We start from the raw sequence: 18,035 nt of genomic DNA, 5'->3' as shown, positions 1-18,035 counted from the left end.
GCGGCGTGGACTGCTCCCGCGGCGGTGGCGGCGGCGCGGGGGCGGGCGACTGGCCGAATAGCGGGTCTGACTCATCCTGACCCAGGCCACCTGCCCCGGCGCTCAAGGAGGGATCGGCTGGGACAGTCGGCTGGACCGGGCGGCCCTGGGGCTCCGGGGGGCGCGCGCTGTGGCGGGCGGGGGTGCGGGGGGCGGGTGGGGTCTGGTCCTCGTTCTCAGCCAACGTTGATTCCCTTGTAGACAGTGCTTTCGGCCGTTTTCAGGTCCGGCCGGTTCGCGGGGATGTCACTGATGTAGGCGACCGCGGTGCCGTCGCCGAGGTCGAAGACCGCGACGGTCAGCGTGAGGACCCGCGAGGTGATCTTGGGCGAGTTCACCGTGACGGCCTGCTGGTAGAACCAGCCCGACTTGTCCGAACGCTTCACCGCCCCGTTGCTGAGCGCCTTGAACGTGACGGGGATGCTGCCGTACATCGAGCTCCGCACCTGCGTCGACAGATCCAGCGCGGTCGCCTGCGGGTCGCCGTTGAACGGAGTGGCGGTGCCGAGGGCGCCGACGAAGATGTCGGCGTACCAGTCGTTCTCGCCGTCGAAGTTCTCCTGCAGCATGACGTACTGGCCGCTGGAGTTCAGCAGTTGCGGGACCAGCCGCTTCCGGTCGGACCACGGTGGGTTCTGCCGGGGGAACGAGATCGCGTCGGAGCTGATCCGGTCGCCCTCGTGGAGCTTCGGGTCCTTTGACTGGCCTAGTTGGTTGCCGGGGCTGCCGGATGTGCCTGAGGTTGTGGGGCCGGTGCTGGTGGGTTGCGGTGTGGTGGTCGGGTCGGCGGTGTCGTCGTCGCCCTGCTTGGTGATGTAGAAGACAGCAGCCACGATGAGGATCACGAGCGCGGCCGCTGCGGCGATGATCAGCGGCGTACGAGCCCCGCCACCCCCGCCGCTGCCTTTGCCTTCGTTCCCGCCCTTGCCTTTCCGTACTCCGCCGCCCTGCGATCCGCCGGCGCCTTGCCACGGCCCTTCGTTGCCCTGCCAAGCGTCAGCAGGAGCCTGCTGCTGGGTCGCCTGCCAAGGATCAGCAGGAGCCTGCTGCTGGGTGCCGCCGCCACTCCACTGCCCAGCTCCCTGCTGTGCGGTGGAGTCTCCCCAGGACACACCACTGTTCTGTTGTACGGCGCCCGCAGCCCACTGCCCTTCGGCACCCTGCTGGCCGCCGGCGTTGTTCTGCTGTATCGCGTTCGCGCCCCATTGCTCGTCAGCCCCTTGCTGACCGCCGGTGTTGTTCTGCTGTACGGCGCTCGCGCCCCACTGACCGTCAGCGCTCTGCTGACCGCCAGTTGCGTTCCAAGCACCAGCATCGCCTTGCTGTTGCCCGCCCGTACCCCAGGCGTCGGCGCCGCTCTGCTGCTGGCCACCCGCACCCCATGGGTCGGCGCCGCTCTGCTGCTCGGAGCCTGCGTTCCAGGGCTCCGCTTCCGTCTGCTGACCAACTGCGTTCCACGACTCTGGGCTGGTCTGCTGTTGGTCGGCTGCGTGCCAGGTGTCGGCCCCGGTCTGTTGCTGGTCGGTGCCCCAGGTATTGGGCTGTTGTGGGGCGGCGTCCCAGCCGCCGGCTGTGCTGCCCTGCTGCTGACTACCTGCGGTCCAGGTGTCCGGGCCGCTCTGCTGTTGGGCGTCGGCGCTCCAGGTGTCCGGGCCGCTCTGGTGCTGACCGCCTGCGGTCCAAGCGTCCGGGCCGCCCTGCTGATGGTCGCCTGCGGACCAGGTCTCGGTCCCGGTCTGTTGCTCGCCGCTGGTGCCCCAGGTATCGGACTGTTGCGGGGCGGCGTCCCAGCCGCCGGCCGTGCTGCCCTGCAGCTGACTACCTGCGGTCCACGCGTCCGAGCCGCCCTGCTGTTGGCTGTCGGCGCTCCATGTGTCCATCCCGCCCTGCTGCTGACCGCCTGCGGTCCACGTGTCCGCGCCAGCCTGCTGGTGGCTGGCTGCGGTCCAGGAGTCTGTGCCGGTTTGCTGTTGGGCGTCGGGGTGCCAGGTGTTGACCGCGGTTTGGTCGTTGTCGGGCTGTTGGCTCCAGGGAGTGGTAGGCACCACCTGGGTTGGCTCGTTGTCCGGCTTGGGGACTGGGGCCTCGGTTGGGGGCTGGGTCCAGTTGGTTGCTGCCCAGGATTGAGCTGGCTTCTCGGGTTCTGCAGCAGCCGATGGTTCGGAGTCGCCTGCCTGGGGTGTAGCGCTGGTTGAGTCGCTGGCCAGCGTCAGTTTCCAGCCGGTTTGGGCGGGCTCGGTCGGCTGAGGTGTGGTGACCTCGAGCTCGGGCTCGTTGACCGACCGGGGCTGCTGGGTCCAGTGATTAGCGGCGGCCGGGATCGGAGTCGGGTCCATCCAGGTGGACCTTGCCTTCTCTGCCGGACTGACCGCCGACTCGTCGCCGACGGCGGGCGAAGAGGTGGCGGAGGACGCGGCGGCGGAGGACGCGCCGGTGGCCGCGGCTCCGGCGGAGGAGCGCCCTGCTGAGGACACATCTGCAGCGGAACCGTCAGCTGAGGCGGGCTGAAACGAGGAAGTCTGCGCTGAGGAGGCCTCGGGCGTGGAGGCTTGAGCCCAAGAAGCTCCAGCCGAGGAGACCTTGGCTGAAGCAGCCGCAGCTGACGAGGACGAAGCCTGAGCCGAGGGAGCCTCGTCGGGCTGGTCGGCGGTGGGCTCTTCCTTCTCGGTTTTGTTGGTCCATTGGGTCCCGTTCCACCAGCGGATGGTGTTGGGCTGTCCGGTGGGGTCCGGATACCAGCCGGCGGGAGGGTTGCTCATGCGTTCACCGTAACTTCAGCGCGTGTCAGACAGGCTGGAAATCCGGTCCTCAGACACCCTCGTCCTGGCCGAGGCTGAAGGCGGCCTCGAGGTCGTGGGTGGAGTAGGCGCGGAAGGCGATGTGGGTCTCGGTGCTGACGACGCCGGGAACGCGGTTCACGTGGTCGGGGATCACGCTGGCGAGGTCGTCGTGGTGGGCGACCCGGACCATCGCGATCAGGTCGAGCCCGCCGGTCACGGAGTACACCTCGCTGACGCCGTCGATCGCGGCCACCTGCTCGGCGACCTCCGGGATGCGTGCGACGTCGGCCTTGATGAACACGATCGCGGTGACCATGTCGTCCTCTCCTCGAAACCAGCCCCTACCGCGCTGAAGCATAGTGCGGCCCGCGCCGGGGAGCTGAATGAAGCAATGACCTAAATCGATTCGCGACCCGCGACCAGGCAGTTTGACTTCGGGTATGACGAAACGAATGGCGCGCAGACGGCTCGGCCGGACCGGGGTCGAGGTGACGGCGGTGGGGTTCGGAGGCGGCCCGCTCGGCGGGTTGTTCGAGCCGCTGGACGACGGGACGGCGGCCGCGGCGCTGGAGGCGGCGTACGCGGGCGGGATCCGGTACTTCGATACCTCGCCGCACTACGGGATCGGGCACTCCGAGCGGCGGATCGGGGAGTTCCTGCGGGAGCAGCCGCGGAACGAGTTCACCTTGTCGACCAAGGTCGGGCGGCTGCTGGTTCCGCAGGACCCGCAGGGGCGGCTGGATGAAGCCTTCCAGGTGCCGGCGACGCATCGGCGGGTCTGGGACTTCTCCCGGGACGGCATCCGGCGAAGTGTTGAGGACTCGCTCACCCGGCTCGGGCTGGAGCGGATCGACGCGCTCTATCTGCACGACGCCGAGCAGCACTTCGAGACCGCCTTGCGCGACGGCTATCCCGCACTGGCCGAACTCCGTGACGAAGGTCTCGTCGGGGCGATCGGTGCGGGCATGTACGACCCGGCCTTGCTGACCACGCTCGTTCGGGAGAGCGATGTCGACGTGGTGATGCTGGCCGGTCGCTACACGCTGCTCGAGCAGAGCGCGCTCGACACCTTGCTGCCGGCCTGCGCCGAACGAAACGTCTCGATTCTCGCCGCGGCGATCTTCAACTCGGGTCTGCTCGCGTCGGCTCGTCCGGCCGAGGGCGCCCGGTTCGACTACGCGCCGGCTTCGCAGGAGTTGCTGGCCAAGGCGCATCGGATCGCGGACGTCTGCGAGGCGCACGGAGTCACTCTGCCCGAGGCGGCGATCGCGTTCCCGCTCGCACATCCGGTAGTCGCCGGGGTCGTCATCGGGATGCGCTCGGCCGACGAAGCCCGGAGCAACCTTGCCTCGTTCGACACCGCGGTACCGGCTCAGGTCTGGGCAGATCTGCGGAGCGAGGGCCTGATCGACGAACGTGCGCCGCTCCCGCAGGCCTGAGCATCAGCCCAGCAGTTGGTCGCCAAGTGCGCTGCGGCGGTAGAGCAGGTAGCGGCCGTCCCGGGCCCGGCTGACGAGATTCGTTGCGTGAAGCACCTGTAGGTGCTGGGAGACGGCGCTCGGGGTCACCTCGAGGCGGCGGGCGATCTCGATGGTCGGCAGCGGTTCGTCCAGCATCCGGAGCAGGACCGCCCGAGGCTGGCCGAGCAGCGCCACGAGGGAGGCCGATTCCGTCCGCGTGGTCGCGGCGGACAGCGTCGCCACCCCGCGACTCGGATAGGCGAGCCACGGCGCTTCGTCGGCGCTCAACGGCGTCAGCGCCTTGTAGGCGAAGATCGACGGCATCAGGAGCAGCCCACGCCCCGAGGCGGCGACGTCGTGATGACCGAGCATCCGGTCGATCCGGAGTATGCCGTCCTGCCACTCGACGAACGGATTCAGGTCCGCGAACAGCAACCGCGCCCCGCCGACGGCCAACTGCCGAGCCCGGTACGTCGTATCGCCCTCGAGCACCAGCCGCATCTTCGCCCAGCTCGGCGCGAGCGCGATCTCCCAATACCCCCGCAACACCTCGCAGATCGCATCCACCCAGTACTGCGTACGCGCGTCCGAGGCCGACCGCACGTCCTCGAAGACCTGCGGCAACCGCCCTTGGTGAGTGAGCACCAGATCCCGCCGAACCAGCTCGGCCGGTGTGGCGCGAATAACAGCCACTTGTTCCTCGAAGGACGGCGCGAAGCCGGATGGCCGAGGGGTCAGGAAGTCCGGCAGGGCCAGGGTTTTGCCGACCAACGCCATCAGCAGCTCGATGTCGAGCGCATCCAACTCACCGATCACCGACCGCCGCCACGGGAGATGCATCGCGGACATCCCTGGATCGCGCAGCACCCACAAGCTGAACAAGGTCTCCTGAGCAGGCGAGATCGCGAAACGGGTGTCAGCCAGATCATCGACACCCAGCTCGAACCTGATCACCATGCCGAACCCCGCATGAACTTGATCACATCACGAGGAGCGTCACCGCGCGGCCGCACCCAACGGGCGCATCCGGCGGCGAGGTTCGCCAGGCGCGCGGTGGTCTTCGTTGGAATGGGCGTTGTCGAGCCGGCTGACATGGCGACCCGCTCCGCTGACCGGGCAGGTCCACGTCCCGTCCATCTCGACCAGCCGGATGCCGGGGGAGTCGAGCCAGCGCAGTACGAGCTCGATCTCTTCCGGCGAGGCGGCAGCGACCGGTCCGATGCCGGGCAGCACCGTCTCGGCCGAAGCCCGCAGCATCTCCAGGTATCTCCTTGGATCCGTACCGCGCGGGCTGATCCCGGCGGCGGCGAGCCGGCCGCGGCGGATGACGTGCAGCTCCCAACCGCCGTCGTCGGTCCGCCTCGCCGCGCAGATCTCCGCGCACCCGGTGACCGACGACATCCGCTGCATCTTGGCGCTGCTCCGCACGAACGCGCTCAACCGATCACGGTGCACCGCGGCGTCCTCGAACCGCTCGTCCGCGGACAGTACGTCGATCCGCTTGTCCAATGCCGCGACCACGAGTCCGGGGTCGTCGGTCAGTGCGGACCGCAGCGAGGTGACCAGTGCGCCGTAGCTCTCCGGGTCGATCCGCCCGTCACAGGGCGCCACACACCGACCCATCTCCGCCAGGACGCAGGGAGACATCGAAGGGGAGCGGGACATCCGGTCCGTGCACTGCCGGATCGGAAAGGCCTCGTGCAGCGCCGCCATCGCCCGCTCGGCGGTCTTGCGCGAACTGAACGGACCGAGATACCCGGCGTCGTCGTCGCGGACCTGCTTCACCAGCGACAGCCGGGGGAACGGCTCGACCGTCACCTTCAGCCAGTGCTGCCGCTCGGGGAACTTGGAGCGCCGGTTGTACCGCGGTTTGTGCTCCGCGATCAGGCGGAGCTCCCGCACCTCGGCCTCCAGCGACGTACCGCACTCGATGCCGCGGACGCCGGACGCGATGCCGATCATCTCGCCGATCCGGGTGCGGGTCTCGGAGGCGGTGAAATACGAGCGGACCCGGTTGCGCAGATCCTTCGACTTGCCGACGTAGAGCACTTCGCCGCGGTCGTCGGTGAACAGGTACACACCAGGTGCGTGGGGCAACGACTCGGCCAGGTGCCGCTTCGCCCGGACCTGAGGCGCGACCCGGGAAGAGAACGTCTGCAGGTCCTCCAGCGTCTGCACCCCGAGCGAGCCGACCCGCTCGAACAGCCCATGCAGTACGTCGACCGTCGCGCGCGCGTCGGACAAAGCGCGGTGGTTGGGGGTGACCTTGGTGCGGAACAGCTTGGCCAGCGTGCCGAGCTTGCAGTTCGGGGTCTCGTCCGGCGTCAGCACCCGGCGGGCCAGCAGCGCGGTGTCGACGACGGCGAAGTCGGGCCAGTCGTACCCGTGCACCTGGCTGTCGTGCTTCAGGAATCCCACGTCGAAAGGCGCGTTGTGGGCCACCAGGACGCAGCCGCGGGCGAACTCCAGGAAGGCCGGCAGCACCGATCCGATCCGGGGTGAGGTGGCAACCATCCGGTCGGTGATCCCGGTCAGCACCGCGATGAACGGCGGGATCGGCTCGGCCGGATTCACCAGCGACTGGAACTCGCCGATCAGTTCACCGCCCCGAACCTTGACCGCGCCGATCTCGGTGATGCCGGAATCGCCCGGCGCGCCGCCGGTGGTCTCCAGGTCGACCACGCAGAAGGTGACGTCCCGCAACGGGGTGCCGAGGTCGTCGAAGCTCGGCTGCACGCCACGGATCGGCGCGGTTCGTCCGGACGCCGGGGCAGCGGCTGGATCCGGCGCTGGGCTGCTCATGGCGACGACGCTAGAAGCCCGCACCGACATTTCCCGACCGGACACGCGGCCCACCACTGTCTCGTCGACACCAAACCACATGGCCGACGGCGCACTACCGACTACGCTCTCTGTATGCGTACACAAGCGATCACCGCGATTCCGGGCCGTGCGCCCGGTGGCTGTGGTCTGCATCACTGGCTGAGCCAGGGGGCCGTTCCGACCGGACTGCGGACCGGTGACTGAGGCCGGCACCGCCGCGAGCTCCGCTGCCACCACCTTGCCCGAACCGGTGCGGCAACGGGTTCTGAACCTCGCCGCCCAGGCTCTGGGTCAGTTGCCCGCGACAGACATTCCACCCCCGCTGCGGCGGTTCGCCAGCTTCGCGCCGGGCAAGCGCGCGAAGCTCTCGGCGTCGGTGCTCGGACCGATCCTGCAGACCGACGACCACTTCCGCCGGCTGATCGCCTTCGAGGTGCGCCGCGAGCACCCCGAGCTTGGCGACGCCGTCGCCGAGGGGATCGCCGTACCGGCCGCGGAGCCGATCGAGGTGGCCGCGCTGGCCTACCTGCTCCGCCCGGACGAGTGGGAGCAGCGGATCGCCGAGGCGGCCCAGGTGCCCGTGGAGCAGCCTCGGGCCGATGACGACGCGGTGGCCCGGCTCACCGACCAACTCGATCAGGCCCGCACCGAGACGCGTCAAGTGCGCGAACGTTTGCGGGAACAGGTCACCGAGCTCAAGGCGGAGAACGTCACGCTCCGGCGCAAGCTGAACGAGGCCCGGCAGCGGATCTCCGGCCTGCAGAGCGACCTCGAACTGCGCACCACCGAAGCCAACACCGCGGACCAGCGGGTCGACGCGGCCCGTGCCGAGGTCGAGCGCGAGCTGCGCAAGCTCCGCGCCAGGATCACCGAACTGGAGGCGATCGAGCACGCAGCCCGCCGTACCGCGGGCCAAGAGCGCGAGCTGGCGTCCACCAGGACCCGGCTGCTCCTGGACACCTTGGTCGAAGCAGCGGGAGGACTCCGTCGCGAGCTGGCTCTGCCACCCGGGGGAGATCTGCGCCCGGCCGACACCGTCGCCGGCGTGGAACCGTCGGCCTCACCGGTCGGCCGTTCGGCGCCGGACGACGACCCGGCCTTGTTCGACGAGTTGCTCGCGCTGCCGCAGGTGCACCTGATCATCGACGGCTACAACGTCACCAAGACCGCCTGGCCGAACTCCCCGCTGCACTCCCAGCGGCAGCGCCTCGTCACGGCGCTGGGCGCGCTGGTGGCGCAGCGGCGGATCGAGGTCACGGTGGTGTTCGACGGAGCCGAGCTGTCCGGGCCGGTCCAGCTGAACCCACCGCGGGGTGTCCGGGTCCGGTTCAGCCCGGCCGGCGTGATCGCGGATGAGGTGATCCGGCAACTGGTTCGCGCCGAGCCGCCCGGCCGCCCGGTGGTGGTCGTCTCGACCGACCGCGAAGTTGCCGAAAGCATCATCACGATGGGCGCCCGGGCCCTGTCCGCGACCAGCCTGATCGCCCGCATCGCCCGCCCCTGACCCGTACTCCGAACCGCCCGCATTGCGCCGCGTGGTACCGCGGTGACGCGGAAACTGTCGGTGGGGGCCTTTAGCGTCCTTCTCAGCCGGATGCAAGTCCGGATGCTTCCCCACTTTGGAGGACGTTGTGCTGATCGACTGCGACGCGTGTGTGATGAGAGGTCCCGGCTGCCGGGACTGCGTGGTCAGCGTGGTGCTCGGCCTGCCCCCGGAGCAGAGCCCGCTGCGGGTCGACGACGAGGAGTTGGCGGCGCTCGACGTGCTGGCCCGGTCCGGTCTCGTCCCGCCGCTGCGGCTGGTGCATGCGGTCAGTAGTGTCGAGCCAAACACTGCTGGGCAAGGCGAAACCGCGGCCGACGCGGTCTGAGTGCTGAGTCTGCAAGGGCTTTCCCGACGTTAAGTTTGGATCAAACCAGAGGGGCGGATTGCACCGGTCACGAATCGGTTACTACTCTTACCTCTCGTTGCCTCAGAGTGCCGGTTGACCAGACCGGCCGGGCAGCACGATTCAAGCCGAGGGTGTGGCCCGCCAGGTCCAGTGGTCCGGCGGGTTGACGGGGACGGCATCGAGCAGAGGAAGGGACCGACCGGGCTGTGTCCATCGGCCGCACGAACCGCTTCAAGGGAATTGCTCTCGCCGCCATCACCACCACCGCTGTCGGAGCCGGTGTGGTCTTCATCCAGCAGGGAGCGGACGCCGATCCGAAGCCCACGCTGCCGCAGGCGAAGGCTCAAGTCGCAGATCTGCAGCACAAGGCGGAGATCGCCGGTGAGGCGGCCAACGACCTTCGCGGTCAGATCAAGACGTCCCAGGACCGGGTGAAGGCGCTGCAGACGGCGATCGCCAAGCAGCAGACCCAGGTCGACGGCGTGAAGCGGCAGATCGGCTCGCTGGCGGTGGCCGGCTACCAGACGTCCGGGATGACGACGACGGCGCAGTTGCTGCTGTCGACGAACCCGGACCAGTTCCTCAGCCAGGCCTCCACGGCCCAGGCCTTCGCCGGTCAGCAGAACTCGGCGCTCCGCCGGTTCCAGGCCGCCCAGGGCAAGCTCACCGATCTCCAGGCCAGTGCGCAGAGCGAACTCGGCGCGCTGCAGGCCGTGCAGGCCAAGCAGGACGGCCTGAAGAAGCAGTTCGACGCGAACCTGGACGCCGCGCAGAAGGTGCTCGACAAGCTCACCGACTCCGAGCGCGAGAAGATCCGGGAAGAGAACGAGAAGGAAGCCGAGGAGGCCCGCAAGGAGCGGCCGAGCCGCGACGGCGAGCGGATGGACGACGACGACACCCCGGTGCCGGCCAACGGCCGCGCGGGCGTCGCGGTCCAGGCCGCGATGGCCCAGATCGGCGACAGCTACGTCTGGGGCGCCGAAGGACCCAGCAGCTTCGACTGCTCGGGTCTGACGCTGTACGCGTGGGGCAAGGCCGGCGTCTCGCTGCCGCACTCGTCCAAGGCGCAGTACGGCGAGGGCCGCCGGGTCAGCCGCAGCCAGTTGCAGCCGGGTGACCTGGTCTTCTTCGGCTCCCCGATCAGCCACGTCGGCATGGCCATCGGCAACGGCCGGATGGTGCACGCGCCGCGGCCGGGCAAGCCGGTGAAGACCGACGCCATCGACTACATGTCGGGCTACGTCGGCGCGGTCCGCCCGGGCTGATCGCGCCCGTTCAGGCATGACCTTCGGCTCCGGGGACAGCACCCCGGAGCCGAGTCGTTTCACCCACCAAGTGCTTCACTGTCTGAGGAGCACCTAAAGTAACTCCCCTGACTGGGGCAGGTGAGCAGCGAGGGGCCGAGGTGATCGACGAACAGGGCGACACGCTGCGCCGGGGCGACGACGCCGCGGACCGGGTCTCGCCGTCCGAGCAGACCACGATCCAGATCCCGGCCCAGCACGCCGTGGACGGGATCAAGCGGCCGCCGATGCTCGAGGCGGCCGGGTCGTTCCTGTCCAGCCACGGCCCGATAGTCAAGAAGGTCGCGCTCGGCGTGGCGGTCTGCGTGGTCGGCGCGGCCGGATTCGCCGGGCTGCGCCAACTCGCCGACGCGCCTGCCGACCCAGGGGCCGCCGGCAACACCACGCAGCCCTCCGAGACCACCTCGCAGACCCCCGACGACGTCGCCGACGGCGTACGCCGCAACGCGGCCGGGCAGGCGGTGCTCGACAAGATGGCCGAGGCGATCGAGAACGAGAGCCGCGCCACCTTCCTGGGCACGCTCGATCCGCAGGCGAAGGCGTTCGACGAGCAGGCCCGGACCGTCTACTCCAACCTCGGCAAGTTGCCGTTGGCCACCTTCCGGATGCGCTACGTCAGCGACGACCCCGCGGCGTTGACCCCGGACCGGCAGACCGAGTTGGGCGGCACCGAGGCCTGGCTGGCCCAGGTCGAGGTGTCCTGGCAGATCACCGGGTACGACCTGAAGCCCGCCCGGGAGACACTGCCGGTCACGTTCGTGACCCGCGACGGTGAGACCTACGCCGCGTCCTTCTCCGAGCGGTTCGTGGCCGGTCAGCGCCGGCCGATCTGGTCGCTGGGTGGGATCGAGGTCGCCAAGGGCGAGCACAGCCTGGTGATCAGCCTCGACTCGCAGGCCGACGCGGACGACTACGCGACCGTCACCGATCGCGCGGTCGAGTCGGTGACCAAGGTCTGGGGCAAGAACTGGAAGCAGAAGGCCGTCATCTACCTGCCGGCCAAGCAGGCCCAGATGGAGGCGGTGCTCGGGGCCCAGCCGAACGCCTACACCCAGATCGCCGCGGTCACGATGGCCGAGTTGGACACGCCGCAGGCGGGCGCGCCGACCCGGATCGTGGCGAACCCGAAGCTGTTCGACGAGCTCGGCAAGCAGGGCCGCCGGATCGTGCTGACCCACGAGACCACGCACGTCGCCTCGACCGCGACCGCTTCGCCGGTGCCGTTGTGGCTGGCCGAGGGGTTCGCCGACTACGTCGCCTTCACCGCCGTGTCCGTGCAGGACGAGTCGGCGGCCAAGGAACTGTTCAAGGCGATCCGAGCGGGCAAGGTGCCGAAGGCGCTGCCCGCGCCGGAAGCGTTCGCCGCGTCGTCGGCGGACCTGCCCGTCGCGTACGAGTCGGGCTGGCTGGCCTGCCGGTTGATCGCCGAGCGGGAGGGGCAGAGCAAGCTGGTGAAGTTCTACCGGGCCGTGCACGCGTCGAAGAGCCCGACCGGACTGGCCGACGCCTTCCGCACCGTGCTCGGCACCACCGAGCAGGAGTTCACGGCCGACTGGCAAAAGTACCTCAAGAGGCTGGCCGGTGTCTGAGCGAGCCGCCAAGTGGGCGCCCGCGGGCGCTGCTGTGCTGCTTGCCGCCGCCCTGGTGATCGTCATCGTGACGACCACGCCCTGGCATCTGATCGACCTGCCGGAGCCGAATCCGGCGATCGACTTCACCACCGCTGAGATCGAGCGCCAGCAGCAGTTCCGCGAGGAGCTGCTGCCCTGGTCGACGACGTCGTGGGTGCTGTCGCTGCTGGTGCCGCTGGCGATCGGCTTCAGCCCTCTCGGCCGCCGCCTGTACGACGTACTCAAGCTGCGCCGCTGGTACTTCGCTGTGCCGGTGCTCGTGCTCATCCTCGGCCTGATCGCGAGCGTGATCACCATGCCGACGGACATCATGGCCGAGCGGGTGACCCGGAAGTACGGGTTGTCCACCGAAGCCTGGCCGCTGTGGCTGCGGGACCGGCTGGTCAACTGGTTGCTGGTGGCAATCGCCTTGATCGCGATCAGCGTCGGGCTGATCGCGCTGGCCAAACGCTGGAAGACCTGGTGGTGGGTGCCTGCGGCAATCGCCGGTCCGGTGCTGGTGCTCGGCGTCTCGTTCGGTTATCCGGTGCTGGTGGAGCCGCGGTTCAACGAGTTCACCTCGATGGCGCCGGGCCCGCAGCGCACCGAGTTCATCCAGCTCGCCGAGGAGGACGGCGTACCGGTCAAGGACGTGCTGGTCGCGGACGCGTCCAAGCGGACCACGACCTTGAACGCGTATGTCTCCGGTTTCGGTTCGACCCGGCGGCTGGTCGTCTACGACACGCTGCTGAACGACGCGCCGCCGGCCCAGGTCAGGCTGGTGGTCGCGCACGAGCTCGGCCATGCCGCCGAGGACGACGTCCTGCACGGCACGCTGATCGGCGCCCTCGGCGCCGCCTTCGCCGTCGTGCTGCTGAAGCTGTTGCTCGGGGCCCGGATGGCCGATCCGCGCCGGACCGCCTTCCTGCTGGCGCTGATCGTGGCCGGGACGTTCCTCGCCTCGCCGGTGCAGAATCTGGTCAGCCGCAGGATCGAGGCGCGGGCCGACTACCACTCGCTGCAACTGACGAAGGAGCCGGGCGACTTCATCGACATGCAGCACCAACTCTCGGTTCGGAACATCTCCGGCCTCGAGCCCAGCCGCTGGCGGTACTGGCTGTTCGCGAGCCATCCGACGCCGCCCGAGCGGATCGCGATGGGCCGGGCCTGGGCGACGGAGCAGGGCCAGACGATTCCACCACTGGTCCAGAAATGACCGTCCTCGTCGTCACCAACGACTTCCCGCCACGCCAAGGCGGGATCGAGACGTTCGTGCGGTCGCTGTGCGACGAACTGCCCGACCTGGTGGTGCTGACCAGCCGGACGCCGGGCGATACGCAGTACGACGAAGGCTTGTCGTTTCCGGTAGTGCGAGACCGTACCGCGATGCTGTTGCCGACGCCGCGGGTCACTCGGTCCGCAGTACGGGTGATGCGGGAGTACGGCGCTGACCGGGTCCTCTTCGGTGCGGCTGCCCCGCTCGGACTGATGGGGCCCGCGCTGCGGAAGGCCGGGGCGAGGCGGATCGTGGCGCTCACGCACGGGCACGAGACCTGGTGGGCCGGGACGCCGGGAGCACGACAGGCGCTGCGCCGGATCGGTGATGCGGCTGACACGATGACAAGCGTCTCCACCTGGTGTGCGGCACAGATCGCGCCGGCCCTTTCCCGACCGGCGGCCGACCGAATGCGGCGGCTGACCCCAGGAGTCGACACCAAGCGGTTCTTCCCGGAAAGCGGGGGAGAGCAGGTGCGTAAAGGGCTCGGGCTCGAAGGCGTCCCGGTGGTCGCCTGTGTGTCGCGGTTGGTCGCGCGCAAGGGACAGGACACGCTGATCCAGGGCTGGCCGAGAGTTCGCGCCGAGGTCCCCGAGGCGGTCCTGCTGATCGTCGGAGGTGGACCCGACCGGGACCGGCTCGAGGAACTCGCCCGGCGGACGGGTGTGGCGCACGCCGTACGGTTCACCGGTTCGGTGCCGTGGGCCGACATCCCGCCGTACCTCGATGCGGCCGACGTGTTCGCGATGCCCTGCAGGACAAGGCGTTTCGGCCTCGAGCCGGAGGCGCTCGGCATCGTCACGCTGGAGGCGTCCGCGACCGGGAAGCCGGTCGTCGTGGGCGATTCCGGCGGAGCGGCGGACACCGTGCGGCACGGCGAGACCGGTTATCTGGTCGATCCCTACAACCCGGTCGCGACGGCGGTACGACTGACGGAACTGCTGACGGATCCGGCCAGGGCGCGAGCGATGGGCGAGGCGGGCCGAGCGTGGGTCCGGGACGAGTGGACCTGGGCGCGGTCGGGTGAGCTGCTCCGGCAGTTGCTGGACGTCCGCTGACGATCATGTACTGTTGACGCCATGCATCAGATGTCCCGACTTGCAGCAGCCGTACGAGCTTCCCGCTCTCCGGCTGCCGCTGCCTGACATCTTCTTCACCCCAACCGGCGACCGGAAACGGTCCGCCGGTTTTCTGTTGTCCCGGCCCGCGGTCCCTTTCCGGTCATCTCCAGAAAAGGACCACTCCCATGAGCATCGACCGGAACTTCATCGACTTCTTCACATCCCGCGGCCACATCCCGACCACGGGATCCTCGCTGATTCCCCGGCCCGGCGACCCGGTGCTGTTCACCACCTCGGGCATGCATCCGCTGACGCCTTATCTGGAAGGCGAACCACATCCGCTGGGTCGCAGACTGGTCGGCGTCCAGCGATGTCTGCGCACCACCGATCTGGACGAAGTCGGTGATCCGACCCATCTGACCGTGTTCGAGATGCTCGGTTCGTGGTCGCTCGGCGACTACGGCAGCGAGCAGACCCTGCGCTGGGGCTACGAGTTGCTCACCGACGGGTTCGGGATCGACCCCAGACGGATGTACGTGACCGTGTTCGGCGGCGACGACCAGATCGAGCAGGACCAGGAGTCGCTGCGCACCTGGCAGTCGCTCGGCGTTCCGATCGAGCTGACCACCGACGACAACTGGTGGTCGAACGGCCCGACCGGACCCTGCGGACCGGACTCGGAGATCTTCCTGTGGACCGGCGAAGGATCACCGGAGGGGACACCGACCACGGACGACCGCTGGGTCGAGGTGTGGAACCACGTGATGATGCGGTACCGCCGCCTCGAGGACGGCTCGCTCGAACCCCTGCAGCAGCAGAACATCGACACCGGGCTCGGCCTGGAGCGGCTGTCGATGCTGTTGGAGGGCAAGACCTCGGTGTACGAGACCGAGTTGTTCGAGCCGTGGACGCGGATCGTGCCGGAGTTGTGGAAGCTCGACGAGGAGGACGAGCGGATCGTCATCGACCACCTCCGGTCGAGCATGGTGATCATCGGCGACGGCGTGCACCCGTCGAACACCGGGCGCGGCTACGTGCTGCGCCGGCTGATCCGCCGGGTGCTGACCATCCTGTGGCGCAGCGACGACACCAGGACGCTGTCGGACCTGCCGATGGAGTTGTTCGAGCACACCAGCGAGCACTTCCACCAGGGCGAGGTCCTCACCCTGGTCCGCCGGATGCTGATCGACGAGGAGATCCGGTTCAGCAACCTGCTCGAGCGCGGCCGCCGGATCCTCGGCCACGAACGCTTCCAGAAGACCCTGGACGAGACGGACTTCGAGTACCTGCACGAAACCCACGGCCTGCCGAAGGAGTTGGTCGTGTCGCTACTTCACTGACTCCAGACCGCGAGCTCGGCGCCACGCGGGTTCTCCACGACCAGGGAATCCGGGTGATCGAAGACCATCACGGGCCGGGCGGTCGCGTCGTACCGCGGCCAGCCCGGGCTTCCCATGGTCACGAAGCTCACCCACGCGGCGTGCACCCGATCGGCCAGTTCCTGCGGCGACTCCGTCCCGAAGAGCGGCGACCGAGCCGTTGCCAGCGTGTCGAAGACGAACGGCAACTCCAGCGAGTGGCACGCCCCGAGCCCGGGCATCGGCGACTGCCAGGCGAACTCGTACCGGTACGTCGCCGCGTGCGCGCGTTGCGCCTCGGCGAGGTGGATCGTGGGCCAGGTGAAGAACCCGTCGCCCGTGATCGCGCCGAGTACCTCACCGGGTGACTGGCCCGGGCGCTGCGCGGCGTAGTACTCAGCGATCGTCGGATCGATGCCCTGCCGCCGCAGCAGCATCGGCAGCACCTCCGGCACGATGGACGCCGCCAGTCCGGAAGGAATCGAGAACAGCCGGAACTCGTCCGTCGTGACGCCGGCCAGCAACTCGACACCGCGAGCCGCACCCGCGGTGATGGCGTCGATCGGCCGTTCGTGGATCAGCGAGTCGTCGATCACCGGGAAGAACGGCATGATTCCACCGCCGGCAGCGACGGTGGTCGGCCCCCACCGGACCGGATCGGGGTTCTGCCGCAACTCCAACGACACCACCCGCTGGATCGCCAGCAGATCCTCGACGCTGACCGACCCGAGACCGGCCGCCGTCGACGGAACACCCAACCGCTTGGCAACTTCGCCCGTGATCAGTGCTCCGTCGGAAGCCAGCGCGGTGGCCTGCGCCGTCCCGCTCTGCACGATCGCCCGCTGGAACAACCCGTGCGCGGCGGGGATGGACATCAACGTGGCGACACTCATCCCACCGGCCGACTGCCCGGCGATGGTCACCTGGTCAGGATCACCGCCGAACCCCGCGATGTTCTCCTGAACCCACTGCAGCGCGGCGAGTTGATCGAGCAGGCCGCGGTTGCTCGGCCCGTCGGAGACGACACCGAATCCCTGCACCCCGAGCCGGTAGTTGACGCTGACCAGGACCACCCCGTCCCGTGCGAACGCCGTCCCGTCGTACGCCGGGGCCGCGTTCGACCCGTTGCGGAACGCGCCGCCGTGCAGCCAGACGAGCACTGGCAGGCCTGATCCACCAGGCGTCCAGACGTTGAGGTTCAGGTAGCCGGCGCCCGGGATGGTCGGGTTCGTCAGCAGTACGTCGTACGGAGGCTCGTACGGCGGTTGCGGCGCGGTGGCTCCGAGCGAGGTCGCGTCCCGCACTCCGTCCCAGCCGGCAGCGGGACGCGGTGCCTCGAACGCGGCCGGTCCGACCGGGTCCGCGGCGTACGGGATGCCCAGATAGGCGGTGATCCCTTCAGTGGTCCTGCCCCGGAGCTGCCCCGACGACGTCACCGCGATGGATTCCATGCTCGCCATCATCCCCCGGCGGTGGAACCTCCGGCGGCACGACCTTGCCGACCGACGACTGGGCGACGAAGGCGCCGAGCAGCACGATGGCGCCGCCGATGATCTGGTTGGTGCTGAGGGTCTCGTTCAGCAGCAACCAGGCGAACAGGCTCGCCGCCACCACCTCGACGTACGCGACCGCGCCGCCGATCGCCGCGGACAGCCGCTGGACCGCGGCGGCGCCGGCAAGGTACGCGACCACGGTGCTGACCACGATCAGCCAGGCCGCGAACACCCAGCCCGGCGCCGACCGGTCACCGATCGCGATGGTGTCGGTCAGCGCGTTCCACGGAACCGTCCACGGCGACGAGATCGCGGTCAGCACCACCGCGCCGACCACACTGCCGGCCGCCGTCATCACCAGCGGGTCGGCGACCCCGGTCAGCTTGTCGATCAGGATGAAGTACGTCGCCTGGCAGGCAGCGGCGCCGAGCCCGGCCAGCAGGCCGACCAGGTCCAGTTGCAGGCCGGCCCAGATCTCGACCACGGTCGCGAGTCCGATCAGGGCGATCCCGACGCCGAGCGCGGCCGACTTCGGCACGGCCACCTTCCGACCGAACTTGAGCCAGGCCACCACGAGCACCGGGCCGGAGAACTCGAGCAGGATCGCCACGCCCACCGGCAGCCGGCTGGCGGCGATGAAGAAGAGTGTCTGGCAACCGGCGATCCCGGTCAGCCCGTAGAGCACCAACTGCGGCCAGGAGGCCCGGGCGGCGCGCAGACCGGCGCTGCCCCGGAAGATCAGTACGAGCGGAACGAGCAGCGCGGCCGCACCCAGGATCCGGATCCAGGCCGCCTGCTGGGGCGACAGCCCGGCACCGATCAACGCCTTCGCGAACGGTCCCGACCCACCGAACGTGATCGCGGAGAACAGCGCGAATCCGAGTCCGATGGACTTGGTCCGCGCGGCGTCCTGGCTCTGCATCACAGCTCCCACCTGTA

Annotated in this window: 15 protein-coding genes; 9 read left to right on the top strand and 6 right to left on the bottom strand. The window is 69.1% G+C overall.

The window, feature by feature from the left end; all coding sequences use genetic code 11:
• Positions 1–215: 215 nt before the first annotated feature.
• On the bottom strand, positions 216–2,375 hold the full coding sequence (locus ABD255_RS34770; RefSeq protein ID WP_344221030.1) for a hypothetical protein: 2,160 nt from the start codon (positions 2,373–2,375) through the stop codon (positions 216–218).
• Between the two features lie 4 nt (positions 2,376–2,379).
• Here ABD255_RS34770 and ABD255_RS34765 point away from each other — a divergent pair, with 4 nt between their 5' ends.
• Positions 2,380–2,547 (top strand): hypothetical protein, encoded by a 168-nt coding sequence (locus ABD255_RS34765; protein ID WP_344221029.1) that lies wholly within the window; start codon positions 2,380–2,382, stop codon positions 2,545–2,547.
• A 300-nt stretch (positions 2,548–2,847) separates the two neighbouring features.
• Here ABD255_RS34765 and ABD255_RS34760 read toward each other — a convergent pair whose 3' ends face one another.
• Positions 2,848–3,135, bottom strand: coding sequence for an Lrp/AsnC family transcriptional regulator (locus ABD255_RS34760; protein WP_344221028.1), 288 nt, complete (start codon positions 3,133–3,135; stop codon positions 2,848–2,850).
• 124 nt (positions 3,136–3,259) lie between these two features.
• Between ABD255_RS34760 and ABD255_RS34755 the strand changes: the two genes are divergently transcribed.
• Complete coding sequence (locus ABD255_RS34755; RefSeq protein WP_344221027.1) at positions 3,260–4,258, top strand: aldo/keto reductase; 999 nt, start codon at positions 3,260–3,262, stop codon at positions 4,256–4,258.
• A gap of 3 nt (positions 4,259–4,261) precedes the next feature.
• On the opposite strand, the gene ABD255_RS34750 is transcribed toward ABD255_RS34755, so the two are convergent.
• Together ABD255_RS34750 and ABD255_RS34745 are read right to left on the bottom strand one after the other, a co-directional pair.
• The gene (locus tag ABD255_RS34750) at positions 4,262–5,233 is read right to left on the bottom strand and encodes an ArsR/SmtB family transcription factor (protein WP_344221026.1); all 972 of its coding nucleotides are present in this window, start codon (positions 5,231–5,233) and stop codon (positions 4,262–4,264) included.
• Between the two features lie 42 nt (positions 5,234–5,275).
• The gene (locus ABD255_RS34745; protein WP_344221025.1) at positions 5,276–7,081 is read right to left on the bottom strand and encodes a DEDD exonuclease domain-containing protein; all 1,806 of its coding nucleotides are present in this window, start codon (positions 7,079–7,081) and stop codon (positions 5,276–5,278) included.
• Positions 7,082–7,298: 217 nt separating this feature from the next.
• Here ABD255_RS34745 and ABD255_RS34740 point away from each other — a divergent pair, with 217 nt between their 5' ends.
• From ABD255_RS34740 to ABD255_RS34710, 7 genes are all read left to right on the top strand, one after another.
• The gene (locus ABD255_RS34740; RefSeq protein WP_344221024.1) at positions 7,299–8,606 is read left to right on the top strand and encodes an NYN domain-containing protein; all 1,308 of its coding nucleotides are present in this window, start codon (positions 7,299–7,301) and stop codon (positions 8,604–8,606) included.
• 115 nt (positions 8,607–8,721) lie between these two features.
• Positions 8,722–8,973 carry a hypothetical protein gene (locus tag ABD255_RS34735; RefSeq protein WP_344221023.1) on the top strand — a complete coding sequence of 84 codons (252 nt, stop codon included), beginning with the start codon at positions 8,722–8,724 and terminating at the stop codon, positions 8,971–8,973.
• A gap of 227 nt (positions 8,974–9,200) precedes the next feature.
• Complete coding sequence (locus tag ABD255_RS34730) at positions 9,201–10,259, top strand: C40 family peptidase (RefSeq protein ID WP_344221022.1); 1,059 nt, start codon at positions 9,201–9,203, stop codon at positions 10,257–10,259.
• Between the two features lie 140 nt (positions 10,260–10,399).
• A complete protein-coding gene (locus ABD255_RS34725) occupies positions 10,400–11,887 on the top strand; it encodes a gluzincin family metallopeptidase (RefSeq protein WP_344221021.1) in 1,488 nt (495 codons plus the stop codon).
• Complete coding sequence (locus ABD255_RS34720; protein WP_344221020.1) at positions 11,880–13,124, top strand: M48 family metallopeptidase; 1,245 nt, start codon at positions 11,880–11,882, stop codon at positions 13,122–13,124. Before ABD255_RS34725 ends, ABD255_RS34720 begins: the two co-directional genes overlap by 8 nt.
• On the top strand, positions 13,121–14,242 hold the full coding sequence (locus tag ABD255_RS34715; RefSeq protein ID WP_344221019.1) for a glycosyltransferase family 4 protein: 1,122 nt from the start codon (positions 13,121–13,123) through the stop codon (positions 14,240–14,242). The genes ABD255_RS34720 and ABD255_RS34715 overlap by 4 nt, the downstream gene beginning before the upstream one ends.
• Positions 14,243–14,430: 188 nt before the next feature.
• A complete protein-coding gene (locus ABD255_RS34710; protein WP_344221018.1) occupies positions 14,431–15,585 on the top strand; it encodes an alanine--tRNA ligase-related protein in 1,155 nt (384 codons plus the stop codon).
• Here the strand turns inward: ABD255_RS34710 and ABD255_RS34705 are convergent.
• Both ABD255_RS34705 and ABD255_RS34700 read right to left on the bottom strand, forming a co-directional pair.
• Positions 15,579–17,054, bottom strand: coding sequence for a carboxylesterase/lipase family protein (locus tag ABD255_RS34705; RefSeq protein ID WP_344221016.1), 1,476 nt, complete (start codon positions 17,052–17,054; stop codon positions 15,579–15,581). The genes ABD255_RS34710 and ABD255_RS34705 overlap by 7 nt on opposite strands.
• The gene (locus tag ABD255_RS34700) at positions 17,002–18,018 is read right to left on the bottom strand and encodes an EamA family transporter (RefSeq protein WP_344221015.1); all 1,017 of its coding nucleotides are present in this window, start codon (positions 18,016–18,018) and stop codon (positions 17,002–17,004) included. The genes ABD255_RS34705 and ABD255_RS34700 overlap by 53 nt, the downstream gene beginning before the upstream one ends.
• Positions 18,019–18,035 lie beyond the last annotated feature (17 nt).

It is taken from the genome of Kribbella sancticallisti, from assembly GCF_039530625.1.
Classification (GTDB): Bacteria; Actinomycetota; Actinomycetes; order Propionibacteriales; family Kribbellaceae; genus Kribbella; species Kribbella sancticallisti.
This window is presented reverse-complemented; position numbering and strand designations above follow the sequence as displayed.